Source organism: Streptomyces flaveus (assembly GCF_014647675.1).
In the GTDB taxonomy this organism is placed as follows: domain Bacteria; phylum Actinomycetota; class Actinomycetes; order Streptomycetales; family Streptomycetaceae; genus Streptomyces; species Streptomyces flaveus.
Genome location: NZ_BMPQ01000019.1, coordinates 107,549 through 131,793 on the forward strand (window position 1 = coordinate 107,549; position 24,245 = coordinate 131,793).

Below are 24,245 nucleotides of genomic sequence, written 5' to 3' on the forward strand. Positions count from 1 at the left end.
TGAGGCCCGAGGACGAGCCGCAGAGCAGGGAGTCCCCCGATGACCGTCGCCTCCAGCAGCCCACCATCCCGCCTACCACTCAGCGGTGCCGAAGCCGTGGCGCCCATGAAGAAGGTCAAGGCCCGCGCCCAAGGTGACGGCGCCCTCGCGGCCGTCTTCATCGCACCGGCCATGCTGGGCTTTCTGGTCTTCCTGCTCTGGCCCACGCTGCGCGGCATCTGGCTCAGCTTCACCCGGTACAACCTGCTGACTCCGGCGGAGTTCGTGGGCCTGGACAACTACGTCCGTATGGTCAACGACCCGATCTTCTGGGACTCGTTGTGGGTCACCGTCGAGTACGTGGTCCTCAACATCGGTGTCCAGACGGTCGCGGCGCTCGCCATCGCGGTCCTGCTCCAGCGGCTCACGCAGTCGTCCCTGCTGCGGGGCATCGTGCTCACCCCGTATCTGATGTCGAACGTCGTCGCCGGCCTCGTCTGGCTGTGGATGCTCGACACCCAGCTCGGCATCGGCAACGAGATCATCAGCGGTCTCGGCGCCGACCGCATCCCCTTCCTCGCCGACGAGACCTGGGCCATCCCCACCATCGCCCTGATCAACGTCTGGCGGCACGTCGGCTACACCGCCCTGCTCCTGTTCGCCGGGCTCCAGGCCATCCCGAACGACATGTACGAGGCGGCCAGGGTCGACGGCGCGAGTGAGTGGCGGATGTTCTGGCGGATCACGATGCCGCTGCTGCGGCCGGTACTGGCGGTGGTGCTGATCATGACCGTGATCGGTTCGTTCCAGGTCTTCGACACCGTCGCGGTGACCACCGCGGGCGGCCCGGCCAACGCGACCAACGTCCTGCAGTACTACATCTACGGCTCCGCCTTCGGCCGCTTCCAGTTCGGCTACGCCTCGGCGATGTCGGTGGCCCTGCTGGTCGTGCTGAGCGCGATCACCGTCCTGCAGTACCGGCTCACCCGGGCCGGCCAGAGCGACCTCGGCTGACGGAAGGGAGATACCGACATGGCTGCCGTAACAGCGACCAACACCGGGATACGACCGGAGCGGCGCAGGTTCTCCTTCGGACGGGCCGCGGCCTGGACCGGAATGGTCCTGATCGTCCTCATCACCATGCTGCCCTTCTACTGGATCCTGCGCACCGCGCTCTCCACCAACGCGGGCCTGGGCGCCGACCCCACCAACCCGCTGCCCGTCGACCTCACCACCAGCGGCTTCGAGCGGGCCCTCGGTCTGCAGTCGGCCGAGGAGGCGGTCGCGCAGGGCGGCGCGGGCGGCGGGCTCGACTTCTGGCGCTATCTGCTCAACTCGGTGGGCGTCTCGACGGTGATCACCGCGTGCCAGATCTTCTTCTCCGCGATGGCCGCGTACGCCTTCGCACGGCTGCGCTGGCGCGGCCGGGACAAGGTGTTCGCCCTGTTCCTGGCCGGACTGATGGTGCCGACCATCTTCACGCTGCTGCCGAACTTCGTGCTCATCAAGGAACTCCAGCTGGTGGACACGCTGTTGGGGATCGCGCTGCCGACGATGTTCATGACGCCGTTCGCGGTCTTCTTCCTGCGGCAGTTCTTCATGAACATCCCCCGGGAGGTCGAGGAGGCGGCGCTGCTCGACGGCGCCGGGAAGATCAAGATCTTCTTCCGGGTCGTCCTGCCGATGGCGTCCACCCCGATCATCACGCTGTCGGTGCTGACGTACATCACGTCCTGGAACGACTACTTCTGGCCGCTGATGGTGTCGTACAGCGACAGCTCGCGCGTGCTGACCGTGGCGCTGGCGGTCTTCCGGGCGCAGACCCCGGCGACCGGCGTCGACTGGTCCGGGCTCATGGCGGCGACGCTGATCGCCGCGCTGCCGATGCTGGTGCTCTTCGCCTGCTTCGCCCGCCGCATCGTCAGCTCCATCGGCTTCACCGGGATCAAGTGAGGGAATGACCATGCGACTTCGTACGCTGACCGCGCTGGCCGGAGCGCTGACCTTGTCCCTGGTGACCGGCTGCGCGAACGGCGATTCCACCGGGGCCTCCGCGAACACGGTGACGTACTGGCTGTGGGACGCCAACCAGCTGCCCGCCTACCAGACCTGCGCCAAGGGGTTCGAGAAGGAGAACCCGGGCCTGAAGGTCAAGATCACCCAGTTGGGCTGGAGCGACTACTGGACCAAGCTCACCGCCGGCTTCATCGCGGGCACCCAGCCGGACGTCTTCACCGACCACATCCAGAAGTTCGGCCAGTTCGCCGATCTGCAGGTGCTGGAGCCGCTCGACGACCTGGGCATCAAGAACGACGACTACCAGCCGGGGCTCGCCGCCAGCTGGATCGGCCAGGACGGTCACCGCTACGGCGCCCCCAAGGACTGGGACACCGTCGCGCTCTTCTACAACCAGAAGATGGCGAAGGACGCCGGCGTCACCGCCGAGCAGCTCAACGACCTCTCCTGGAACCCCAAGGACGGCGGCACCTTCGAGAAGGCGATCGCCCACCTGACCGTCGACAAGAACGGCAAGCGGGGCGACGAGCCGGGCTTCGACAAGAACAACGTCAAGGTGTACGGACTCGCCACCCAGGGCGGCGGCATGGGCGACGGCCAGACCCAGTGGAGCACCTTCACCGGCTCCGCCGGGTGGAGCTACACCGAAAAGGCCCGGTGGGGCACGGAGTACCAGTACGACAGCAAGGCCTTCCAGTCCACCATCGACTGGTACTTCGGCCTGGCGAAGAAGGGCTACATGGCCCCCTTCGCCGACTACAACATCCAGTCCAACCAGGGCATCACGCAGTTCGCCGCGGGCAAGGCCGCCACCGTCTTCGACGGTGCCTGGATGATCTCCACGTACTACGGCACCAAGGGCATCGACGCCGGCACCGCCCTCACTCCGGCCGGTCCGACCGGCAAGCGCGCCACGATGATGAACGGCCTCGCCGACTCCATCAGCAAGGCCTCCGACAACAAGGAGGGCGCCCGCAAGTGGGTGGCGTATCTGGCCTCCGACGCGTGCCAGACCGTGGTCGGCAAGGCCGGGGTCGTCTTCCCCGCCACACCGGCCGGCACCGAGGCCGCCACTGCCGCCTACAAGAAGAAGGGCATCGACGTCACGGCCTTCACCGAGCCAGTGGCCGACAAGAAGAACTTCCGGACGTTCTCCTACCCGATCACCAACTACGCGGCCGACGTCACCGCGCTCATGCAGCCCGCCATGGAGGACATCTACGGCAACGGCAAGCCGGTGAGCAGCCTCGACGAGACCAACGACCAGATCAACCTCATCCTCGACCAGTGAAGGGCACCCCCTATATGACGTTCTCCCTCGGCATCGTCGGTGCCGGACAGTTCTCGGGACAGTTCGCCAAGCTGTTCCTGGCCCACCCCGGCGTGAGCGAGGTCTTCGTCACCGACCTCCTGCCCGAGCGGGCCGAGCAACTGGCGTCCACGGAAGGGCTGTCGGGCACCTTCCCCTCGTACGAGGCGATGCTGGAGTCCGAGGCGGTCGACGCCGTCGCGATCTTCACGCAGCGCTGGACCCATGGACCGCTGGTGGTCCAGGGGCTGAACGCCGGCAAGCACGTGTACTCGGCGGTGCCCATGGCGATCACTGCGGAGGAGATCGCGGCGATCATCGACACCGTACGCGCCACCGGTCTGACGTACATGATGGGCGAGACCAGCCAGTACAACCCGGCGACCGTGCACGCCCGCAACCAGATCGCCGAGGGCGCGTTCGGGCGGCTCTTCTACGCCGAGGGCGACTATGTGCACGACATGGACCTCGGGTTCTACGAGGCCTACCAGTACAGCGGCGGCGAGGACTGGAAGTCCACCGCCAGCTATCCTCCGCTGCTCTACCCGACGCACTCGGTGGGTGGGGTGCTGGGTGCCTGGCAGACGCATGCGGTGAGCGTGTCCGCGATCGGCGTCAAGGACGATCGTGGTGACGGGGTCTTCGACCAGGAAGTCAGCCAGTTCGGCAACGACTTCTCCAACGCGACCGCGCTGTTCGAGGTCGCGGGCGGCGGTTCGTTCCGTACGAACGAGTTCCGGCGGGTCGGCTACCCCTCGCACATCAGGGAGTCGCGTTTCCGGTTCTTCGGTACGGACGCCAGCATGGAGCAGCTCGCCACGGTGGCCATGTGGCAGGACAAGAAGGGCGTCAAGGACATCAGCGAGCTGCTGGAGCCCAAGCCCACCATGTCTCCTGACGACCCGTCACTCCAGCACATCGCGCCGGACCTCAGGGCCGCCTTCACCTCCGGTTCGGCTCCGGTGCACGACCGCTCGCGGCTGCCGCGGGAGTTCGACCACCTGCACAACGGCCATGAGGGGAGCCACCACTTCCTGGTGGACGACTTCGTGACCGCGGTGAACACGCGCACCCTGCCATCGGTGAACGCGTGGGTGGCCGCCCGCTACACCCTGCCGGGCATCGTCGCGCACGACTCCGCACGGCAGGGCGGGGCAAGGCTGGAGATACCGGACTTCGGGGACGCGCCCGAGGAGTGACCAGCCCGGTATCGACTCCGGCCCGGCTGCCCTTCGGGGCGGCCGGGCCGACCGGGCCGACCGGTCAGGTGCCCGGCTTGCGGCCGTACACGAAGACGTCGTCGTTCTTCTTGAGGAGCGACCAGTACTTCTTGGCGTTGGTCTTCGTCATGTTGACGCAGCCGTGCGAGCCGGGCGGGTTCCACATGCTCACGCCGACGGAGTGGAAGGCCTGGCCGCCGTCGAAGAACTGGCTGTAGGGCATCGGCACGTTGTAGATGGTCGAGACGTGGTCGATGTTCCGCCAGTAGATCTTCTTCAGGCCGGTGCGGGTCTCGTATCCGTTGCGTCCGGTGCGGACCGGGACCGGGCCGTAGACGAGCCTGCTGCCGTCCTGGATCCAGCTGAGCTGCAGTGTCAGGTTCACGCAGGCGATGCGGCCCTTGTTGACCGGGCACCTGCCGTCCCTGTTGGGGTTGTTCCCGACGGCCTTCTGCTTCTTCATCAGGTCCATCACGCCCCAGGTGACCGACCCCGCGTACCCGATGTTCGGGGTGATGCCGTGCTTGGTCTGGAAGGCCTTGATCGCCCGGCAGTCTGCGGCGGACTGCCTGCCGTCGACGGTCCGGCCGAGGAACCTCTCCACCTGCTTCTGATACGGACCGGCCTGCGTGCTGCAGCTCGCCGCCTGCGCCGGCACGGCGCCCAGCGCGACGGTCAGCGGCGCCACCAGTCCTGTGATGCCCAGTACGACGGCTCCCCGTCTGCGTATGTCCCCCATGATGCCTTCCCCCTTCGTCCACATGCGTGGTGCACTCTGTGCCAGCTAGACATGCGCCGGAGGAGTTGGGTTGTAGAGCGGCCCACGCTGCGACGAAACGGTTACGCAGCCTGCCGTCCCCGAGACGAAACGGTTACGCAGCCCGCCGTCCTGCGGGAGACTTCCGCCGGACGGCGGGCCCCGCTGTCTCCCGGGGAAGGTGAGGATCGGCGTCAGGCAACGACGCCGTATCAAGGAGGACCCGATGACCACCACTCCCCCGCCCTTCGACCCCGAGCTGGCCGCGGCGCTGGCCGTGATGGGCGAGCAGGCGCCCACCACCCTCCTGCCGGAGTGGATCCCGATGGCGCGGGGGCTGGGCGACGACGGTCCCTTCGAACTGCCCACGAACGAGGTGCTGAGCCGCGACGGCGCCTTCGAGGTCGAGGAGCGTTCGGTGCCCGGACCCGAGGGCGCACCGGACATCTCCTTGATCATCTGCCGCCCCACCTCCGTGCCCGGTCCGCGGCCGGTCGTCTATCACACGCACGGCGGCGGCATGGTGCTGGGCAACAGCCGGATGGGCATGGACCTGACGATGGAGTGGGCCGAGGAGCTGGGCCTGGTCGTGGTGTCGGTGGAGTACCGGCTCGCTCCGGAGCATCCGCACCCGGCCCCGGTGGAGGACTGCTACGCCGGCCTGCTGTGGACGGCGGAGAACGCCAAGGACATCGGCGCAGACCCGGACCGGATCATCCTGGCGGGCGGCAGCGCGGGCGGCGGGCTCGCCGCGGCGCTGGCACTGCTGGCCCGCGACCGGAACGGGCCGCGTGCGATCGGCCAGATGCTGCTGTACCCGATGCTCGACGACCGCAACGACACCCCGTCCGCCCTTCAGATGGCCGGCCTCGGCATCTGGGACCGTACGGCGAACGACACCGGCTGGACCGCGCTGCTCGGTGAGGCCCGCGGCACGGCGGACGTCTCCCCGTACGCGGCTCCGGCCCGCGCCGAGGACCTGTCCGGGCTGCCGCCGGCCTTCATCGACGTGGGCTCGGCCGAGACCTTCCGCGACGAGGACGTCGCCTACGCGTCCCGGATCTGGCAGGCGGGCGGCCAGGCCGAGCTGCATGTGTGGCCGGGCGCGTTCCACGGCTTCGACGGACTCGCCCCGCAGGCCGCGCTGTCCCAGGACGCCCGGGCGGCCCGGGTGCGGTGGCTGCACCGACTGCTCGGTGAGTGACACGACACTCACCGGCATACAGCCCATGGTGATTCCTGACTCATGGATCCAAATGGTGATTCCTGACCGAGAATGAGTAGATGGAAGAGCTGGCTGGCCGCCTGGCCGCGCTCGACCCGGACGCCGGAGCCGCCGTCCAGGTCATCGCCTACTTCGACCGGCTGGTCGAGGGGCGCGCCGGGCTCGAGGCCCTGGTACGGGGTGCGGCGGTGCTGTCCGGCTGCCCCGCACGGCTCGTCGACGAGGCCAGGCAGGTACGGCTCCGGGTCGAGGCCGACGGGCGGCGGCGCGACGAACTGGGGCCTGTGCGTCCCGAGTGGCCTTCGGCGCCGCTGATCCCGGGCGGGGCTCCCGCGGTGTGGCTGGAGCGCACGGGGCCGCGGACGGTGGTCGACGCCATGGTCCTGGAGCGGACCGCGAGCGCCGCCCGGCATGTCCTGGACCGCACCCGGGGGCGAGCTCCTGTGCACGGCCCGGCCGACGATCCGGCCCTGCTGGAGACGGTGCTCGACCCGACGGCCGCGGAGGCCGCCCGGCTGCACGCGGCGCGCGGGCTCGGCCTCGACCCGGACGGTCAGGCTCGCACGATCGCCCTGCGCGGCGGCTCTCAGAAGCAGCTCTCCCTGAGCCTTGCCTCCGGCGAGCGGGCCCTCGTCCAGCCGGTCCCAGGCCCTGAGCTGCCGCACGAGGGCCGGGTGGGTGTGGGCCCGTCGGTCCCCGTCCTGGAACTGCCCCGCTCCTGGTCCGCCGCCCGCACGGCCCTGCGCTTCACGGCCGGGGGCAGCGACCAGGATCCGGGCCCGCGCGTCGTCCACGCCGACGAACTCGGCACGCTCGCCCTGCTGTCAGCCGTGGTCGCCCCGGGCATCGAGCCCCCGCCCGACGTACGCGCCCTCGACCACGCCGCCGCGGCGGCCCCGTGGCTCCTGCCCACGCTGTACGCCGTCATCACCTCCCCGAGCCTGCGCACAGCGGCCACCGAGCTGAACCTCCACCACTCCACCCTCCAGGACCGCCTCGCCCACGCGGAGTCCCTGCTGGGCTGGCCGGTACGCACGCCGCAGGGCCGCCTGCGCCTCCAACTGGCCCTGACCGCCCGGCACCTGGCCCGGAACCAGGTCTGAGACCCGGGCTCGCCCGCCCGCTCCCGGGTGACCGCCCGGCCTTGGCAGCCAGGGCACTTCCCCCGCGCGCCCCGCTGTGCTTGTCTGGGGGCCGTTTTCGGTGGGTGGGGCGGGAGTTGCTGTATGCGCAAGGCGTGGGTCGGCGGGGTGCTGGTGGGTCTGCTGCTGCTCGGAGCCTGTGGAGACCCCTCCTCCGGGCCCGAGGCCGCGCCGCCCGAGCGTCCGGTTTCCGGCACAGCGGCGGCTATGGCGCCGGGCCCGTCGCCGTCCTCGACCACACAGCAGCAGCGGCCGCCCGCCTCCGCCGTGTCCAAGGCGCCCGCGAAGCGGCCCACCGTGCTGTACCTCGGTGACTCGCTCGCGATGGAGAACCAGAAGGTGCTCGGCGAGTTCCTCCAGGACGAGTTGAAGGCGCGCTACACCAGCGCCCCGTACTCGGGGACGACGCTCTGCGACTACCTGGAGGGAACCGGCGAGAAGTCGCTCGTCCCGGACAGGGACAAGGCGGCCGCCCTGGTGCGTTCGCTGCGGCCGGACTTCGTGGTGCTGCAGTTCTGGGCCAACGCCTGGGACTACACGTGGTGCATGGACGGGATCACGCACGGCAAGGATCCGGCCACGTACTTCGCGCGTTACACCTCCGACGCCCGCAAACTGACCGACCAGATCGCGAAAGCGGGCAACGGGAAGCGGCCGAAGGTCGTGTGGGTGCTCCAGGGCCCGGACCCGATCACCCCCGACCGGGTCCGCCGCGTCAACGAGATCTATGAGCAGCAGGCCGACGCATCCGGTGGCCTGGTCGCGGACGCCGGCAAGGAGGTCGGCCCGGCCGGCGCCCGCTACACCTGGTCCCAGCACCTGCCGTGCACGGCGTACGAACGCAAACACCCGGCGTACTGCACTCAGCCGGCCAACAACCGCACCGCCCTGCACCGCGACGACGACTACCTGCACTTCTGTCTGGCCCCCACCACCGCGAAGTCCAGGCCCTGCCCGGTCCGCTCCCCCGGCATCCTGCGTATGACCCGGGCGATCACCAAGGCGCTGACCGCCGCGACGAACTGAGAGAGCCGTGCACAGCAGGTGCCCGGGTCCGCTGACCTCTCGACGGACCCGGGCACCCGCGTGGGGTACCGGCGGCGCGGCGCCCTCATCGCCGCGCCGCCGGTGGTCATCACTTCATCGGGTCTCCCGGGCGTACGGGGCGACGGTGATCCGGTCGATCAGCGGCGCGTAGCGGGAGCGGAGCAGTACGCCGGGGAAGGTGTCCGAGGCGTACGAGGTGCCGTCGAAGTTCGGCAGCTCCTCGGAACGGAAGGCGATCGTGTTCTGCCCCTTCTTCAGCTGGACGGGGATGGTCAGCTCCCAGAAGTTGTTCTGGTGGAAGCTGTGCGGGAAGCCCACTCGCTGCACCTTGCCGCCGTTGATGCTGATGTCGGCGTGGCGGGCGAGCGGGTCCGGGTTGTAGTGGGTGGCCTCGGACTGCTCCGGGTTGGAGTAGCGGACCCGCAGCGCGTGCAGGCCCGTGCGGTCGGCCTTGACCGTGAACGTCGCGGTGTTGCCGTTGCCGGGGTCACCGCCGATGCCGGTGATCGCCGTGCCGTCGGTGGCCAGGGAGAGCTCTGCGAGCTTGGCCGAGCCGGCGAGCTTGGCGTCGCCCGCCTCGTACGTACGCGCCGGGAGCGCGCCCTCGGTGGGCGTGACCCGAAGGCGGTCGACAAGGGTGGTGGACGAACCTCCGGTCACCGTCACCTTGTTGACGCCGCCCGTCAGGGAGACCGCCGCGCTACTGGTGCCCTTGCCCAGGCGCAGGACGTCGTGCCCGTTGACGGACATCCGGGCGCCCGAGCCGGCGAGGGTGTCGACCTTGAGGGTGGCCTCGCGGTCGGCGCGTGAGTAGACCCAGAACGTGGCGGTCCCGTTCTTCGGGAGCCGGACCGCGCCCGAGCCGGTGGCGGCCGGCTTCGGCAGTGTGTAGACGGGCTGCGCGCCGCCGCCCAGCCAGGCCAACTCGCCCTCGTACACCTGGGTGTCGGCCGAAGCCTCGGGGAGCGAGAGGGTGAGGCGGTCGACGATGGCGTCGCCCTTGGTGGCGCCCTTGCCGTCGGCGCTCTTCGCGGCGAGCGTGATGGTGTGCTTGCCCTTGGTGAGCTTGACCTTGGTGTCGGTGTGGTCCCACACCACCCACTTGTAGCCGAGCGGCAGATGCAGCTCCTGCTCGCTGTCCGCCTTGCCGTCCACGCGCAGGAAGACGTTGGTCGGGCCCTGCTCCTTCACTCTGTCGAAGGTGTTGAGGGAGTTGGCGAAGACGCTGAGGTCGTACGTGCCGTCCTCGGGCACGTCCACGGTGAAGTCGAGCGTGACGTCCGAGCCGGTGCGCAGGCCGCCCACGTCGTAGCCGCCGGAGGTGTAGAACTTCGACACGTCGCGCGGCGAGCCCTCCGGGCCGTTCTTCGTGTAGCCGGACCCGGTGTGGGCGGCGTCCTCCGCCTCGTACGAGTCCTTCCACCGCACGGGCGGGGACTGGGTGCCCTTCGCCTTGCCGGCCGGGCTGAGGACGATCTCGTACGCCGAGGACTCCTTGAGCGTCGGCAGGTCTCCGTCGCCGAAGTCGACGACGACCTTGCCGTCGGCACCGACCTTCAGGTTCTGCTCGGAGAGCAGCTTCGGGCCGGTGTTGTCGCCGACCTGACCGCTCCAGTCGATCTCCTTCACCCAGGCGTGCACCCGGTCACCGAAGACCTTCTTCGGGACGTTGTCGAAGGTGATGTGCCCCTTGCCGACAGAACCGCCGAAGACCAGCCGGGACTGCTTCTTCTTCTCGTCCAGCGTGGCGACGCCCTGCATGGTGTAGTTCTCGCCGGGGAACGGCGGAGTCACCTTCACCGTGTGCCCGCTCATCGAGGCGTACGAGTTCAGCAGCCACCACTGGCCGTTGCCGCGGTTGGACTGCACCGCGGAGTCGGAGAGGTTGCCGTCGATGTTCCAGTACGCGATGTCGGCGTCCACCTTGGACTCCTCGATCGCGGACACCCACTGGATCATCTGGCCGGGGACCGAGGTGTGGTAGTTGAAGGCGTACTCGTTGATGTTGATGGGGAGTTGGGTGCCTTCGCGGTCGGTGCCCTTGAAGAGGTCCTTCTCCCATTCCCGGTACTTGGCGACGCTGTCGCGCACCGCCTCCGGGTGGCTCAGCTCGTGCCAGGTGATGACCTCGGGGAGGGTACCGGCCTCCAGGGTGTGGGTCAGGAAGCCCTTCACCTGGTCATACAGGACGCTGGTGTTGGGGCCGGCGATGCGGGCGTCGGGCAGCTTGCCCTTGATCAGCTTGTAGAAGTCGTCCCAGGTGGCGAAGAAGTCGTCGGGGTCGTTGAGCCAGCTGGTCTTGTCGTAACTCCACTCGCCGGTGCCGAACATGTTGCCCTCGGGCTCGTTGAACGGCACGAAGACGATGTTGTCCTGGTACTCCTTCGGCAGCTTCAGGACCTGGTCGACCTGCTTTTCGACCTTCTCCCGGTAGAGCTTGACCTTCTCCTGAGGGGTGTCGCCCGGCCACTGGTACGGGAAGCCGCGGTGGATGTCCGTCATGTAGATGTACACGTCACCGTCGGTGGAGTCGGCCAGCGGCTTCACCACCTCCAGCGCGTCGGCACCGGGATGCTGCGGACCGTCCTGCGCCTTGGTGGAGACCGTACGCAGGCCCATGCCCTCGATGAGGTTGTTGGTGGGGACGTCCGGCCCGTACACGCCGTAGAGGGTGCCGGAGGCGCCGCCGTGGAACTTGCCGGTGTCCGAGCCGAGGTCGACGGTCAGCTGGCCCTCGCGGACCACGGTGACGGTCGCCTTCACCTCGCGCCCGGCCGCTTTTCCGGCCACGGTGAACGTCCCGGGCTGGGCGTACTTGTCGGCAGGTATGTCGTCCCAGGTGATCGGGGTGTCGCGGTCATAGCCGTCGGAATAGGTGGAGCGGACAGCGGCGGGCAGTGTCGGGGCGGTCCCGTTCGTCGTACGGGCCTCGAAGGACGTCTTCGAGAGCTCCTGGAGGGTGGGCAGGGCCGGGACCGTGCCGGCCACCTGCTCGGCGCTGAGCGCCGCGTGCCACACCGTGAAGTCGTCGACCGCGCCCTTCAGCAGCGGATCCGGCCACAGGGACTTGCCGATGTAACCGGCGGCCGTGGCCGAACTCTCCAGCACGTCCTTGGCCTTGATGCTGGTCTCGGTGGAGGAAACCGCCACTCCGTCAAGGTAGGTGGTGAGCCGCCCTGCGGAGGTGTCGAGGGTGACGGTGACGGTCTTCCACTCGTCCGCGGGGAGCGGCGCGTAGCCCTTTACCTGGTTCTCCGCGCCCCCTCCGCCGGTGGTCACGGAGGTCTGCAGCACCCCGTTGCCGTTGTACGGGGTGGCGAAGAAGTACTTGGTGGTGTTGGTGCCCAGATCGAAGATCCGCTGCCAGGACGACTTGTCGCCGCTCCACTTCACCCGGGCGGAGACCGTCAAGTCGGTTGCTTCGCCGATGATTTCGCGGGGCAGACGGACGTACGCCCCGTCGGACGTATCCGGCCCGCCGGGCAGGGCGAGCGCCTTGCCGCCGCCCATGCCCTCGACGGACTGGGCGGTGGAGCCGTTCACCAGGTCCGCCGTCAGTCCGTTGCCGGAGCTGTCGGTGATCTTGCCGGAGGCGAGGTCGTCCTGGTCGAAGGTGTAGTGGGCGGTCGGCTTGGGCGGTTCGGCCGCTTGCGCGGGGCCGGCCGGCGCGGCCAGCAGGCCCGCGCCGAGGGCCAGCGCAACGGCGGCCGGGGCTCTGCGCCGCGCGGCTCTGTCAGCGGATGGCATGGATGACGTCCTTTCAGGAGGGCCGTCGAACCGGTTCGACGATGTGGCCACGCTCGTACCGGTTGGCACGGGGCGACCGGTGGTCAGGTGCTACCGGTGTTCAGGTGGCGGGGAACTCCGTGCGGCCGACGAGCACGGGCGGGGGCATCTGTCGGCGGCGCCGACGTTGTGTGTTGCGCGTTTCGGACATGGGCGGCTCGGACTTTCGGCTCCGGGAGTCGAGCTCTCTCAACTCGACCCGGCTGTACGGCATTTCGAACACGGTTCGTAGCGTCGGCGGCACCGTAGGGTCGTGATCCAGTCACGGTCAAGACTTTACGCAACCCTTTACGCAGAAGGCCCCTGACGCCCCGTCCCCAACTCCGTCTCTACCAGCCGGTAAAGATGCCGACGGGCGTCCTGTGTGCTCAGCTCGGGCGCCTGGCGCAGCCACTGGAGGGCCAGTCCGTCGGAGAGCGCCGCGAACCGCACCGTGAAGCCGGCCGGGTCCGCGCAGACGAACTCGCCCTCGGCGACGCCCCGTTCGACCAGGGCACGGATCTGACTGTGCCAGTCCTCGTACCGCCTGGCCTGGCCGCGGGCGAAGGCTCGCTCGGGGTCCTGGTCGCGGTCGCCCGCGCTCCAGTAGTCGAACCACATCCGCCAGTGCCGCTCGGTGTCCTCGGTGAACAGCGCGTCGATCAGCAGCCGCAGCGCCTCACGGCCGCCGGCCGCCTGCTCGGCGGCCTCGTGCAGTGCCGCGTAGTACCGCTCGATGTGCAGCACCATCGCCTCGGAGAGGATCTCCTGCACACTGCCGAAGTGATACGTGACCGTGCCGACCGACACGCCGGCCGCGGCGGCGACGTCGCGTACGCCCACCGACTGGTACCCGCGTTCCGCGATCAGCGGCACGGCCGCCTCCACGATGAGCCGGCGGCGCACCTCGGTGGGCTGCCGGGTGCGGTCGGCGGCGGCGACGGCACGGCGGGGCGTCCTGGCGGCCTTCATGCCGATGTCCTCGGGATGACGCGATGCCATGCGCGCTTGGCCACTGTCTCTCCGTCCGCCCATGCTTCGATGCGACTGTCCATGATGAACTCTGCGGCCGTGGCCCGCAGTTCCGTACGTGTCATGATCTCAGCGTCCCAGTCGCCGTCGCGCCGCAGCCGGATGCCCCACTCGGAGACCGCCCGCGCCGAGAGCGGATCATCGGCGCGGATCCGGTACGTCTCGCACGCGCGCTCCTCGTAGCGCAGCCCGTCCGGATAGGTCCGGGATCCCCCGTAGTTGGGGTCGACCTCCAGCGTCCACTCGCCCTTCGCGACATCGTGCGTGACCAGCCGCTCCGGCCGCGTTTCGGCGGGCCGCTCGTACGCAACCGGCAGCGGCGAGGCCTGCTCCGGCTCCTCGAAGCGGATGGGTTCCTTGCCGTCGTCGTACGCGGGATCCCGTACGGGAAGGAGTACGGCGCTGTCGGCCGGCACCACGGTCAAGCCGGCGCCGCGCTCGCCGTGCGGCCACACCCAGGGCCAGTACGTGTCGGAGACAGCGACCCGGATGCGATGACCGGGCGGGAAGGCGTAACCGGTACCGCCAAGCTCGAACTCCACCGTCTCGTACGTGCCCGGCGTCCACTCCACGGCCCTCTCGCGCCCCCGCCTGCTGAGCAGGTTGAGCACGCCGCGCGTGACGAGCGTGGACGAGCCGTCGGGCGCGACGTCGCACACGCGGGCGATCACATGGGCACGCGGGGTCGCGCTGTCGAGGCGGAGCCTCACACGCGGGCGGCCCAGGATCTCCACGCGGTCGTTGAGGGGTTCCGAGTCGAAGCAGACCGAGCGGCCGTCCTCCTCCCGCTGGTCCGGCGGAAGGTCGCTCGCGTTGCCGAACGGGAAGAAGCGGCCGGCGTCGATGCCGGTGTGCTGGGGCGTGCGGACGAGGACGGGGGCGTGGGTCTGTCCCAGCGGACGTTCGTCCCAAGTGACGGACGGTGAGGGCCAGTTGGACTCGCCCACCCAGCGGCCCGGCATGACGTCGTACGAAGTGGCGGGCGGAACCGGGTCGTTGATCCAGGCGCGGAGTTTCGGCTCGCGCATGATGCCGCCCGCGCCGGAGACGCTGTCGGATGCGGCCTCGCCCTTGAGGTGCTGGTTCCACCAGCGCAGGGTCTCCTGGAGGAAGCCGATCGCGGGGCCGGGTGGGAGCCCGCGGTCCGGGTACTGGTGCGACCAGGGCCCGACGATCCCTCGTACGCGGTCGTCCGGCAGGTGCTCCACGAGCCTCAGCACGGTGTCGCGGTACGGGTCGTTCCAGCCGCCCACGGCGAGCACGGCCGCGTCGATGGCGCCGTAGTCCTCGCAGACGCTGCCGTGCCGCCAGTAGTCGTCGCGCTGCTGGTGTGCCAGCCAGGTGTGCAGGAAGGGTTCGAGGGCGTCGAGGCGTTCGCGCCACATCGGCAGCCAGCGGTCCCTGCCGACGCTCCGTGGGTCCGGCGGGCGGGCGGCGAACGCGAGCATCGTGCCCGCCCAGGCGAGCATGTCGATGCCGAGGACGGCGCCGCCGGTGTAGTGCACGTCGTTGTCGTAGCGGTCGTCCGTCGAGCAGACCGTCACGATCGCCTTCAGCGGTTCGGGGGCGAGGGCGGCGATCTGCAGCGAGTTGAAGCCGCCCCAGGAGATGCCGAACATGCCGACCTTGCCGGTGCACCAGGGCTGCTCGGCAAGCCAGTTGACGACGTCCACCCCGTCCGCGAGTTCCTGCGCGTCGTACTCGTCGCCGGGCGTTCCCTCGCTGTCGCCGTGGCCTCGGATGTCGACGCGGACAGAGGCATAGCCGTGGCCCGCGTACCAGGGGTGCCGTTGGGCGTCCCGAGGGGCGGTCCAGTCCGTCTTGCGGTACGGGAGGTATTCGAGCAGGGCGGGGACGGGGTCGTCCGCGGCGTCGGCCGGTCGCCAGATCCGGGCGTGCAGGCGTGTCCTGCCGTCCCGGGTGGGGATCCAGACGTCCTCGCGCACGACCTGGCGCTCGAAATGCTCGCGGTACCTCACGCGACTCCTTCCCGCGCGAGAGGGCTCCAGCGGCGCACGCGGTGGCCGTCGCCGAGTTCCGTCCAGACGTCGTCCGGCTCGGCGGCATCCGTCCACTCGGGGGCGTCTGCCACGAGAGGCCGCGTGTCGGGGTCGGGTTCGAGGGCCGCCACCATCAGCTGCCGGGTGTAGGGGTGCCCGGGATCGGCGAAGACCGCGTCCGTCGGGCCCTCCTCGACCACGACGCCGTTGCGCAGCACGACCACCCGGTCGGCGATCCCCCGTACGACGGCGAGATCGTGGCTGATGAACAGGCAGGCCAACTCCCGCTCCCGCCGCAGATCGTCGAGCAGCCGCAGTACATCGGCCTGTACCGACACGTCCAGCGCCGTAGTGATCTCGTCCGCGATCAGCACATCCGGCTCCCCGGCCAGCGCTCGCGCGATCCCGATCCGCTGCCGCTGCCCGCCGGAGAGCTGGGCGGGCAGCCGGTCGACGAACGCGGGATCGAGGCGTACGTCGGAGATCAGCTGCCGGGCGCGTGCGGCTGCCTCCGCGCGCGAGCCCGCCGTGCCGAAGAACCGCAGCGGCCGTCGCACCGCGTCACCGACCGAACGGCGCGGATTCAGCGACGTATCGGCGTTCTGGAAGACGAGCTGGACCCGGCGCCGCAACGACAACGGCCGTTTGCGGGCGGGTCCGGCGAGATCACCCGACTCGTGGGTCATCGCGCCGCCCGACGGAGCGCGCAGGCCGGCGAGCGCCCAGGCGAGCGTGGACTTTCCGCTGCCCGACTCCCCCACCAGGGCGAGGACTTCACCGCGCCGGACCTCGAAGGACACTCCGTCCACGGCACGGGTCACGGCACGGGACGATCCATAGTCGACGGTGAGGTCCCGCGCGGAGACGGCGACAGGAGAAGCGTCGGAAACGACGGCCCTGGGCCGCACCTCCCGCTCCCCCGCCTCACCCACGAGCGCGAGCCCGGCGTCATCCAGCCGCGGCACGCTCGCCAACAGCCGTCTGGTGTACGGGTCTTGGGGCGCCGCGAACAGCCGGCCGGTGGGCGCGGCCTCCACGATCCGCCCGGACCGCAGCACGGTCACTTCGTCGGCCATGTGCGCGACGACGCCGAGGTCATGGCTCACCAGCACGGCGGCGAGGCCGAGTTCGTCGCGCAGGGCCCCGATCAGGTCGAGTACACCGCGCTGGGTGACGACATCGAGACCGGTCGTCGGCTCGTCGAGGACGAGGACCTTCGGCCGGGCCGCGACGGCCATGGCGATGGCGACGCGCTGCTGCTGACCGCCGGACAGCTCGTGCGGGTAGCGGCGGGCGAGTTCGGCGGGGCGAGGCAGCCGGACCTGTTCCAGCAGGTCCACGACGGGTATGTCCCCGCCGACCTCCGCGATCTGCCGTCCGATCCGCATGGACGGTGTCAGCGCCTGCCCGGCGTTCTGGCCGACCATCGCGACCGTCCCACCCCGCAGCCGCCTCAACTCCCGGGCAGGCAGGGCGAATACATCGGCGCCGTCGACCCGGACGGTACCCGCCGTCACCCGCGAGCCGTGCCGCAGATGTCCGAGCAGCGTCGCCGCGACCGTCGACTTCCCGCTGCCCGACTCACCGACCAGCGCCAGCGTCCTGCCCGGTCGTACGTCGAGCGAGACCTCATGGACGACGGAGACGTCACGTCCGCCCGAGCGGTAGGCGACGGACAGGGAGTCCACGGACACGATGGCTGTGGTGGCGGTCATCAGCGCCCCTCCCTGACGCGGTCGACGCCCCACGCCTTGGACAGGGCGTCGGCCGCGAGGTTGAGCCCGATCACGAGCGTCGCCAGGGCGATGATGGGCGCGAGGCTCGCCATCGGTACGACGGTGATGGCGGTGCGGTTCTCGGCAACCATCAGTCCCCAGTCGGGAGTCGGCGGATCGGCGCCGAAGCCGAGGAAGGAGAGCGAGGAGATCAGCAGCACCACCCATGAGGCCCGCATCGCGAACTCCACGCACACCACATCGGTGATGTTCGGCAGGACCTCGCGCCGCAGGATCGCCCAGGTGCCCTCGCCGCGTGCTCGGGCGGCGGTCACATAGTCGGCGGGCACGATCGCCAACGCCGCGCCCCGCACGACACGTACGACCTGAGGGACGTATACGACGGCGATCGCGAGGACGATCACCGACGGCCCCGTGCCCAACGCCGTGACGACGACCAGCAGCACCAGAACGGGCGGCACGGAGAGGACCGCGTCGAGCACCCGCCCCAGTACGTCGTCGAACCAGCCGCCGCGCAGCGCCGCCGCGCACCCGGCCACCGTGCCGAGCGCGACGGTCAGCAGCGTCGCTGTCACGGAGACACCGAGCGCGTACCGGCCGCCGTACAGGACGCGCGTCAGTACGTCGCGGCCGTACTGGTCGGTCCCGGCGAGATGCTCCCAACTGGGCCCGAGCAGTGCCTGGTCGGCGTTGTTCGCGATGGGGTCGTACGAGGTGAGAACCGGTGCGAGCAGGGCGATCAGGACATGGACGGCGACGATCGCGAGGCCGATCGTCGCCGCCCGCGAGGACCGGAGCGTGCGCCAGGCGCGGGCCGCGGTGGAGGGCTTGGCGAGAGGGGCGGCGGGTGCGGGGGCAGGGGTTTCCAGGGTGGTCATCAAGTCCTCCCGCGCGTACGGAGCCTGGGGTTGAGGGCCATGGCGCCGAGGTCGGCGGCGAGGTTGCAGGCGACGTACACGATCGCGCTGATCAGGGCGATGGCCTGGATGACGGGCAGGTCCCGGTTCTGCACGGAGGACAGCATCAGTTTGCCGATACCGGGATAGTTGAAGACGTTCTCGACGACCGCGACGCCGCCCGCGAGCCAGGCGACGTTCAGGGCGATGACATGCAGGGTGGGCAGCAGGGCGCCGGGGAGCGCGTGCCGGGTGACGACCCGCCACGTCGACAGGCCCTTGAGCCGGGCCGTGGTGACGTACTCGCTCGCCATCACGTCGATGACGGACGTACGGGCCATCCGGACGATGTACGCGGCCATGACGATCGCGAGGGCGAGGGCGGGAAGCCATACGGCGGGCAGGAGTTGGCCGACGCTCGCCTCGGGCCCGTACAGCACGACGGCCGGGAACACCGGCAGCGCGACGGAGAAGCACAGCACCAGCACGGTCGCGACGACGAACTCCGGCACGCTCATCCCGACCAGGCTGACCGTGGAGATCAGATGGTCCGGCCAGCGGTCGCGGTACAGGCCGGCGAGGATGCCGAGCAGCAGCGAGCCGGTGACGGCGAACAGGACCGTGATCAAAGCGATCAGCGCGGAGTTGCCGAGATACATGCCCACTTCGCCGCCGACCGCCTTGCCGGAGACGAGCGAGACACCGAAGTCGCCGTGCAGGGCGCCGGCCGTCCAGTCGACGTATCGCTCCCAGGCGGGCCGGTCCAGCTTCAGCTGCTCGCGCAGCGCGGCCACCGCGTCCGGCGTGGCATCCCGGCCGAGGACCTGCGTGGCGACATCACCGGGCAGGGCCTGGACGGCGAGGAAGACCAGGACCGAGGAGAGGAAGAGCGTGCCGACGGCGGCGAGTACGCGGCGGGCGATGAACGAGAGCATGCTCAGGCTCCCTTCAGGCCGATGCCGAGATAGTCGAACTCGAAGCCGTACTCGGCGTATCCGCGCACCTTTCGCGAGAGGCCCACGAGCCGGTCGGCGAACATCGGGGTGATCGCCCCGCCCTTCTCGATCACGAAGGTCTGCGCCTCGCCGTACAGTTCGCGCCGCCGTTTGTCGTCCGTCTCCTGCCGGGCCCGGTCGAGCAGCGCGTCGAAGTCCTTGTCGGACCAGGCGGTCTCGTTGTACGAGGAGCCGCTGCGGAAGACCTGGGTGAGGAGCTGGTCGACGGGTCTGCCGGTGAACCAGTACGTCGCCATGAGCGGCTTCTTCATCCAGATCTGCGTGTAGTACGAGTCCGCCGCGGCCGACTTGACCCGGATCCGGATCCCGGCCCGCCGGGCCGAGTCCTGGTAGGCGAGGGCCATGGGCGTGAAGACAGGGTCGTACGAGGACGTGTGGAGGTCGACCGTCAGGCCTTCATGTCCGGCTTGCTTCAGCAGGTACTTGGCCTGCTCCGGATCGTGCTCGGGGTGCGTGGTGATGTGGGCCGGGTCGCTCGGCGGCACCGGGTTGTCCCAGCCGGCCGTTCCCGCGCCCTGCAGGGCGACCTTCACCACGTGTTCGGGGTCGTAGGCGAGCTTCATGGCCTGCCGGACGCGTACGTCGGTGAAGGGCTTCTCCGTGGTAAGCATCGGCAGCACGTACCACTGGCCGTTCTCGACCCGGGCAATCGTCGCGCGGTCGGAGGCAGCGACCACGCGGGCGGTGGCGAAGTCGAGGTTGGTCTGGGAGAGCAGGTCGACCTGTCCGGCCAGCAGGGCATTTGATCGGGCCGACATATCGGCAACCGAGTAGAAGGAGATGGCGTCCAGGACCGGGCGGCCCGCCCAGTGGCCCTCGTATGCGGTGATCCGGCCGGGTCCCGCGGGAGTGAACGACTCCAGCTTGAAGGGGCCGGTGCCGATGCCGGTGCGGCTGATGCCGCCGGCGCTGCCGTCGGGGATGACATAGCAGTTGTAGTGCGTGAGGAGGCTCGGGAACTCCGCGTTCGGGGTCTTGAGCGGCACAACGAGCGTGTGGGCGTCGGGAGTTCGCAGCCTGTCGAGGTCGACGAGCGGGGCGAGGACTGCCGCCTGCGGGGACGCCGTCTTCTCGTCGAGGATGTGGCGCAGGGTGTACGCGGCGTCGGCGGAGGTGAGCCTGCGCCCGTCGTGGAAGGTGACGCCCTTGCGGAGGCGGAAGGTCCAGGTGCGGGCCCTGGCGTCCGGCTCCCAGGACTCGGCGAGGTCGGGGGCGACGGTGCCGTCCGCGCCGATGCGGACCAGCCGGTTGTAGAGGGCGCCAAGGTATTCGTATGCGGACAGGGCGCTCGCCGGGTCGAGGGTCTCGGCGTCCGAGGCGGGCGGCCGGGCAATCCGGAGGGTGCCGCCGCGATCCGGGGTGCCCTGTTTCTCGTCCGTGGGCAGGGTGGGCGCGGCCGAGGCGCCGGTACAGCCGCTGAGCAGCCAGGACGCGCCGAGCGACGCGGCGCTCGCGGCTCCTGCGGCGAGGACCGACCGCCGTCCCGGGTGGTGGGTGTCGGACATGTGTGCCGACCACCCCTCTCGCTATTCGTTCGGTGGAACGATTGAGTGAACGGCGTGAACGATAACGTGGGCAGAGACCCCCGCCAACCCGTGGAGCGCGGAACTTAACCTTGGGAAACCCAGGTGTTACGGGTTCCGGGGACGGGCGTACTCGGGATGGACTCACATGCGAACCGGTCGGTTTGCGCCAACTGAGGGCAGCATTTGCGTCAGGCCGCGCCAACACGGCCGAGTACCGACGGTAAGGGCTTGCTACGCCGACCCTTCGGACGCGAATCTTCCCTTTTCAACTAGCCATGCCTCGGGGGGAAATGGCCTATGCAAGGCACAGTGGACGGATTCAGCTACGGCGCTGTCACTCCGGTGGCCGCCTATCTCATGGCCTGCCTGGGCGGGGCTCTGGGGCTGCGCTGCATCGTCCGGACCCTGTTCAACAACAAGCAGTCGTGGAAGCCCGGTTGGCTGGCGCTCGGCGCGGCGGCGATCGGATGCGGCATCTGGACGATGCACTTCATCGCGATGATCGGCTTCCAGGTCGAGGAGACACGTCTGCGCTACGACGTCGGCCTGACCGTGCTCAGTCTCGTCGTGGCGATCGTCGTGGTCGGCATCGGCGTCTTCATCGTGGGATACGGCGGCGCCTCCGGTGGCACGCTGTCCATCGCGGGGATCGTCACCGGTCTCGGCGTCGCCGCCATGCACTACTTGGGCATGGCGGCCATCCAGATGGAGGGGAGCATCCAGTACGCCCTGGGCACCGTCACGCTCTCCGTCGTGATCGCCGTCGTCGCCGCGACCGCCGCGCTGTGGGCGGCCGTCTCGATCCGGGGCTTCCTGATGAGCCTGGGCGCCAGCCTGGTCATGGGCGTGGCCGTGAGCGGCATGCACTACACGGGCATGGCCGCGATCAGCGTGCATCTCCACGACACGACCGGCGGCCCGCAGACCGGCGACTCGCCCATGTCGCTCCTGCTCCCCATGCTCATAGGGCCGGTCATCTTCCTGGTGCTGGCCGGAGCGATCGTGATGTTCGACCCGCTCCTGGTCTCAAGTGACGGTGAGGGGAGCCGGCCCGTCTCTGGGCGCCGGCCCGACTCTCGGCGCAAGCACGCCACGGCCGAGAGCGACGCCGAACCGTCCGCGCCACGGCCCGGCTCGCTCTTCGAGGGGTTCGACGGTTCCGAGGGACCGCCCGATTCCGCGGGACGTCGCCAGGGACAGTACGAGGCATCGAAGTCCGCCTACGAGTGGTGAGTTGCCCTTTGCTGCAGCGCACAGCGGTCGACTCGCCCCACAGTGGTGTGCGGCGGGTCGACCGCTGTGCCGCTCCGGCTCACTCGCCGGCGGCGGCCTTCTCCAGGGTGGCGATGTCCAGCTTCGACATCTTCATCATCGCCTCCATCGCCCTGGCCGCCCTCTCCTCGTCGGCGTCGCCGATGAGCTCGAGCAACCTGGACGGGACGACCTGCCAGGAGACGCCGAACCTGTCCTTCAGCCAGCCGCAGGGGCCCTCCTGGCCGCCGCCCTCGGTGAGCTTGTTCCAGTAGAAGTCCACCTCGTCCTGGTCGTCACAGCGGATCTCGAAGGAGACGGCCTCGTTGAACTTGAACTCCGGGCCGCCGTTCAGGGCGACGAACTTCTGTCCGTTCGCCACGAACTCGACGGTCACGACGGTGCCGGCGGGGCCGGGCCCGGCCTTCGTGTAGCGGAGGACCCGGCCGAGCTTGGAGTTCTTGAAGACCGAGACGTAGAAGTCCGCGGCCTCTTCCGCCTGGCCGTCGAACCAGAGACATGTGGTGAATCCGTCGGTGGTCATGGGCTACCTCCTGGTGGATGAACGCTGTCGCCTGTGTTGACTGGTCCTCGTGCGGAAACTAATCGCTCCGCTCGGGTTGGGCGGGGTGCCTCCGGCGGTTGGGCGGTTTGGGTTCGTTTTTGGGTGCGGGTGTGTGGGTGGCTGGTCGCGCAGTTCCCCGCGCCCCTGGGTGGGTGGTGGGTCGGGGTCGTGGGCCGGTGCGTCAGCCCGTCGCAGGGCGGGCATACGGCCCTTACCTGGTACACGGTCCTGGTCCTCCGAGACCGAAGCTAAGCGACGGGCATACGACGCACCGGCCCACGCCCCCTCCCGCCGGAGGGAGGGTGCCGGTTCGTTGTGGTGCGGGCTTTTGCGGTCCCTTCAGTTTGGGACCGGCTCGGAATCAGGGGCCGGGGCGCTCATCGTGTCGGGGGACCCCTGGTCGGGGGGCGGGTCGGCGGGCTCGGAACCAGAAGCCGGGTCGCTCGTCGTGTCGGGGGGCGAGTCGGCGGGCTCGGAACCATAGGCCGGGTCGCTCGTCGCGTCGGTGGGCTCGTCCGGAGGGGGTTCGGGCGTTGTTGGCTCGGGTTTCGGGGACGTCTCGTCGTCCGGATACGTCTCGTCCGGAGATGTTGTTTCCGTGGGCGGCTTGGTCGGTGAGGTCGGCGGGCAGGGGCTCTTGTCGGGCGGGCAGGACGGGGGAAGCGGGCTCTCGGACGGGGACGGGCGTTTTTCGGGTGGCTTTGTCTTCTTGTCCTTGGCGCCGGTGTCGCCCTTGTAGCGCTCGATCCACTCGCCGTTGTCGGGGTCGTAGAGGACGAAGCTGTTGACGGGCTGGGGCGCGGGCGAGACGACCACGACGTTCGACGGCCGGTACGAAGGCCAGGAGTCGCCCGTCCTCTTGGGTGTGCCCTGCTGCGCGACCGGCGGTGTCAGCGGGTTGCCGCAGGCGCAGCGCACCCGGGGTACGCCGCGGTCGTCGACGAGGACGGCGGTGCCGGACTGCAGGACGGCCTGGTAGCTGTTGGCGGCGCCGTCGCGGTAGCCGTGGTTGGTGACGCGGGTGTCCATCCGCAGCTGTACGGGGGTGAGCGAGCGCAGATAACCGGGGACGCCGGAGGGCTCGAGGCCCAGGACGGAGGCGAAGGCCTTGTTCTTGGCCGGGGTCTCCTGGAGGTAGGTGATCTGCTTCTCTACGTCGCAGGCTGCCTTGTTCCGCGTACCGCCGTAGAGGCCTGGTGCCGAGCCGTCCACGCCGCGCGTCACGTTGGAGGAGTCCGAGGTGGTCGTGGGCGAGGGCGTCACGGGGACGGTCGAGTTGTCCTGTGCCGTCGACTCGGTGAACCGGTCGGGGCCCGCCTTGCCCGCCGCCTGGAGGAAGACCTCGCTGCCGGAGCCCGGGGTGCCACCGTCGGGGCGGGTGAGGACGACGGCCAGGACCACGGCGGCGACGGCCACGAGGGCGATGACCGCGACGCGGGGCGCGGACTTCCACCACGGCAGGGCGGGTCCGTCACCGGGGCCGGGCTCGGCCGGACCCAGCGGGCCGCTGGGCCCGGAAGGACCACCGCCTCCTGGGCCCCCGGCCCCCGAGCCGCCGCCCGACGGGCCCAGCGGGGCACGGTCCCCAGGCGACTGCGGGGAAGGAGGCCCGGACGGACCCAGCGGGCCCGAGGGCGGTCCGGCGGGGCGGCCGGAGGACGGCGGTTCGACGCTCACGAGCTCTTCTTCCCGAAGGTGAGATTCACGGCATTTCAGACTTTTTATGCCGATTAATCTGCAATGAATCCATTGTGTGCTCCTGT

Annotated in this window: 18 protein-coding genes; 8 read left to right on the forward strand and 10 right to left on the reverse strand. The window is 69.7% G+C overall.

Annotated features, from left to right (window positions below):
* The first annotated feature begins 39 nt into the window (after window positions 1–39).
* The 4 genes from IEZ21_RS30550 to IEZ21_RS30565 are packed head-to-tail and all read left to right on the forward strand — an operon-like array spanning window position 40 to window position 4,503.
* Entirely contained in the window at window positions 40–993 is a 954-nt protein-coding gene (locus IEZ21_RS30550) for a carbohydrate ABC transporter permease (RefSeq protein ID WP_189325081.1), read from the forward strand.
* An 18-nt stretch (window positions 994–1,011) separates the two neighbouring features.
* Window positions 1,012–1,932 carry a carbohydrate ABC transporter permease gene (locus tag IEZ21_RS30555; protein ID WP_189325082.1) on the forward strand — a complete coding sequence of 307 codons (921 nt, stop codon included), beginning with the start codon at window positions 1,012–1,014 and terminating at the stop codon, window positions 1,930–1,932.
* Window positions 1,933–1,942: 10 nt separating this feature from the next.
* Window positions 1,943–3,286, forward strand: a complete 1,344-nt coding sequence (locus tag IEZ21_RS30560; protein ID WP_189325083.1) for an ABC transporter substrate-binding protein — start codon at window positions 1,943–1,945, stop codon at window positions 3,284–3,286.
* A gap of 14 nt (window positions 3,287–3,300) precedes the next feature.
* Window positions 3,301–4,503, forward strand: a complete 1,203-nt coding sequence (locus tag IEZ21_RS30565) for a Gfo/Idh/MocA family protein (RefSeq protein WP_189325153.1) — start codon at window positions 3,301–3,303, stop codon at window positions 4,501–4,503.
* 64 nt (window positions 4,504–4,567) lie between these two features.
* On the opposite strand, the gene IEZ21_RS30570 is transcribed toward IEZ21_RS30565, so the two are convergent.
* Window positions 4,568–5,263 carry a L,D-transpeptidase family protein gene (locus tag IEZ21_RS30570; RefSeq protein ID WP_189325084.1) on the reverse strand — a complete coding sequence of 232 codons (696 nt, stop codon included), beginning with the start codon at window positions 5,261–5,263 and terminating at the stop codon, window positions 4,568–4,570.
* Between the two features lie 244 nt (window positions 5,264–5,507).
* Between IEZ21_RS30570 and IEZ21_RS30575 the strand changes: the two genes are divergently transcribed.
* From IEZ21_RS30575 to IEZ21_RS30585, 3 genes are all read left to right on the forward strand, one after another.
* Complete coding sequence (locus IEZ21_RS30575; RefSeq protein ID WP_189325085.1) at window positions 5,508–6,485, forward strand: alpha/beta hydrolase; 978 nt, start codon at window positions 5,508–5,510, stop codon at window positions 6,483–6,485.
* Between the two features lie 80 nt (window positions 6,486–6,565).
* A complete protein-coding gene (locus tag IEZ21_RS30580; protein ID WP_189325086.1) occupies window positions 6,566–7,609 on the forward strand; it encodes a helix-turn-helix domain-containing protein in 1,044 nt (347 codons plus the stop codon).
* Between the two features lie 123 nt (window positions 7,610–7,732).
* Complete coding sequence (locus tag IEZ21_RS30585; protein WP_189325087.1) at window positions 7,733–8,674, forward strand: SGNH/GDSL hydrolase family protein; 942 nt, start codon at window positions 7,733–7,735, stop codon at window positions 8,672–8,674.
* Between the two features lie 114 nt (window positions 8,675–8,788).
* On the opposite strand, the gene IEZ21_RS30590 is transcribed toward IEZ21_RS30585, so the two are convergent.
* The 7 genes from IEZ21_RS30590 to IEZ21_RS30620 form a co-directional block, all read right to left on the reverse strand.
* Window positions 8,789–12,442 carry a LamG-like jellyroll fold domain-containing protein gene (locus IEZ21_RS30590; protein WP_189325088.1) on the reverse strand — a complete coding sequence of 1,218 codons (3,654 nt, stop codon included), beginning with the start codon at window positions 12,440–12,442 and terminating at the stop codon, window positions 8,789–8,791.
* A 327-nt stretch (window positions 12,443–12,769) separates the two neighbouring features.
* Window positions 12,770–13,462, reverse strand: coding sequence for a TetR family transcriptional regulator C-terminal domain-containing protein (locus IEZ21_RS30595; RefSeq protein ID WP_189325089.1), 693 nt, complete (start codon window positions 13,460–13,462; stop codon window positions 12,770–12,772).
* On the reverse strand, window positions 13,429–15,471 hold the full coding sequence (locus IEZ21_RS30600; protein WP_189325090.1) for a CocE/NonD family hydrolase: 2,043 nt from the start codon (window positions 15,469–15,471) through the stop codon (window positions 13,429–13,431). Before IEZ21_RS30600 ends, IEZ21_RS30595 begins: the two co-directional genes overlap by 34 nt.
* Window positions 15,468–17,207: a dipeptide ABC transporter ATP-binding protein gene (locus IEZ21_RS30605; protein WP_189325091.1), complete on the reverse strand. Its 1,740-nt coding sequence runs from the start codon at window positions 17,205–17,207 to the stop codon at window positions 15,468–15,470. Before IEZ21_RS30605 ends, IEZ21_RS30600 begins: the two co-directional genes overlap by 4 nt.
* On the reverse strand, window positions 17,207–18,106 hold the full coding sequence (locus tag IEZ21_RS30610) for an ABC transporter permease (protein WP_189325092.1): 900 nt from the start codon (window positions 18,104–18,106) through the stop codon (window positions 17,207–17,209). Before IEZ21_RS30610 ends, IEZ21_RS30605 begins: the two co-directional genes overlap by 1 nt.
* Window positions 18,106–19,059 (reverse strand): ABC transporter permease, encoded by a 954-nt coding sequence (locus tag IEZ21_RS30615; protein ID WP_189325093.1) that lies wholly within the window; start codon window positions 19,057–19,059, stop codon window positions 18,106–18,108. The genes IEZ21_RS30610 and IEZ21_RS30615 overlap by 1 nt, the downstream gene beginning before the upstream one ends.
* 2 nt (window positions 19,060–19,061) lie before the next feature.
* A complete protein-coding gene (locus IEZ21_RS30620) occupies window positions 19,062–20,645 on the reverse strand; it encodes an ABC transporter substrate-binding protein (RefSeq protein ID WP_189325094.1) in 1,584 nt (527 codons plus the stop codon).
* Window positions 20,646–20,963: 318 nt separating this feature from the next.
* Between IEZ21_RS30620 and IEZ21_RS30625 the strand changes: the two genes are divergently transcribed.
* Window positions 20,964–21,899, forward strand: coding sequence for an MHYT domain-containing protein (locus IEZ21_RS30625; protein ID WP_189325095.1), 936 nt, complete (start codon window positions 20,964–20,966; stop codon window positions 21,897–21,899).
* A gap of 79 nt (window positions 21,900–21,978) precedes the next feature.
* Here IEZ21_RS30625 and IEZ21_RS30630 read toward each other — a convergent pair whose 3' ends face one another.
* Entirely contained in the window at window positions 21,979–22,461 is a 483-nt protein-coding gene (locus IEZ21_RS30630; RefSeq protein WP_189325096.1) for a VOC family protein, read from the reverse strand.
* A 360-nt stretch (window positions 22,462–22,821) separates the two neighbouring features.
* Entirely contained in the window at window positions 22,822–24,159 is a 1,338-nt protein-coding gene (locus IEZ21_RS30635) for a DUF6777 domain-containing protein (RefSeq protein ID WP_189325097.1), read from the reverse strand.
* Window positions 24,160–24,245: the final 86 nt, after the last annotated feature.

Excerpts from the sequence above, each read along its gene's own strand:
- IEZ21_RS30620 (WP_189325094.1), bottom strand. The coding sequence starts at position 20,645 with ATGTCCGACACCCACCACCCGGGACGGCGGTCGGTCCTCGCCGCAGGA.
- IEZ21_RS30630 (WP_189325096.1), bottom strand. The coding sequence starts at position 22,461 with ATGACCACCGACGGATTCACCACATGTCTCTGGTTCGACGGCCAGGCG.
- IEZ21_RS30555 (WP_189325082.1), top strand. The coding sequence starts at position 1,012 with ATGGCTGCCGTAACAGCGACCAACACCGGGATACGACCGGAGCGGCGC.
- IEZ21_RS30590 (WP_189325088.1), bottom strand. The coding sequence starts at position 12,442 with ATGCCATCCGCTGACAGAGCCGCGCGGCGCAGAGCCCCGGCCGCCGTT.
- IEZ21_RS30595 (WP_189325089.1), bottom strand. The coding sequence starts at position 13,462 with ATGGCATCGCGTCATCCCGAGGACATCGGCATGAAGGCCGCCAGGACG.
- IEZ21_RS30610 (WP_189325092.1), bottom strand. The coding sequence starts at position 18,106 with ATGACCACCCTGGAAACCCCTGCCCCCGCACCCGCCGCCCCTCTCGCC.
- IEZ21_RS30550 (WP_189325081.1), top strand. The coding sequence starts at position 40 with ATGACCGTCGCCTCCAGCAGCCCACCATCCCGCCTACCACTCAGCGGT.
- IEZ21_RS30570 (WP_189325084.1), bottom strand. The coding sequence starts at position 5,263 with ATGGGGGACATACGCAGACGGGGAGCCGTCGTACTGGGCATCACAGGA.
- IEZ21_RS30615 (WP_189325093.1), bottom strand. The coding sequence starts at position 19,059 with ATGCTCTCGTTCATCGCCCGCCGCGTACTCGCCGCCGTCGGCACGCTC.
- IEZ21_RS30605 (WP_189325091.1), bottom strand. The coding sequence starts at position 17,207 with ATGACCGCCACCACAGCCATCGTGTCCGTGGACTCCCTGTCCGTCGCC.
- IEZ21_RS30625 (WP_189325095.1), top strand. The coding sequence starts at position 20,964 with ATGCAAGGCACAGTGGACGGATTCAGCTACGGCGCTGTCACTCCGGTG.
- IEZ21_RS30560 (WP_189325083.1), top strand. The coding sequence starts at position 1,943 with ATGCGACTTCGTACGCTGACCGCGCTGGCCGGAGCGCTGACCTTGTCC.
- IEZ21_RS30585 (WP_189325087.1), top strand. The coding sequence starts at position 7,733 with ATGCGCAAGGCGTGGGTCGGCGGGGTGCTGGTGGGTCTGCTGCTGCTC.
- IEZ21_RS30580 (WP_189325086.1), top strand. The coding sequence starts at position 6,566 with ATGGAAGAGCTGGCTGGCCGCCTGGCCGCGCTCGACCCGGACGCCGGA.
- IEZ21_RS30575 (WP_189325085.1), top strand. The coding sequence starts at position 5,508 with ATGACCACCACTCCCCCGCCCTTCGACCCCGAGCTGGCCGCGGCGCTG.
- IEZ21_RS30565 (WP_189325153.1), top strand. The coding sequence starts at position 3,301 with ATGACGTTCTCCCTCGGCATCGTCGGTGCCGGACAGTTCTCGGGACAG.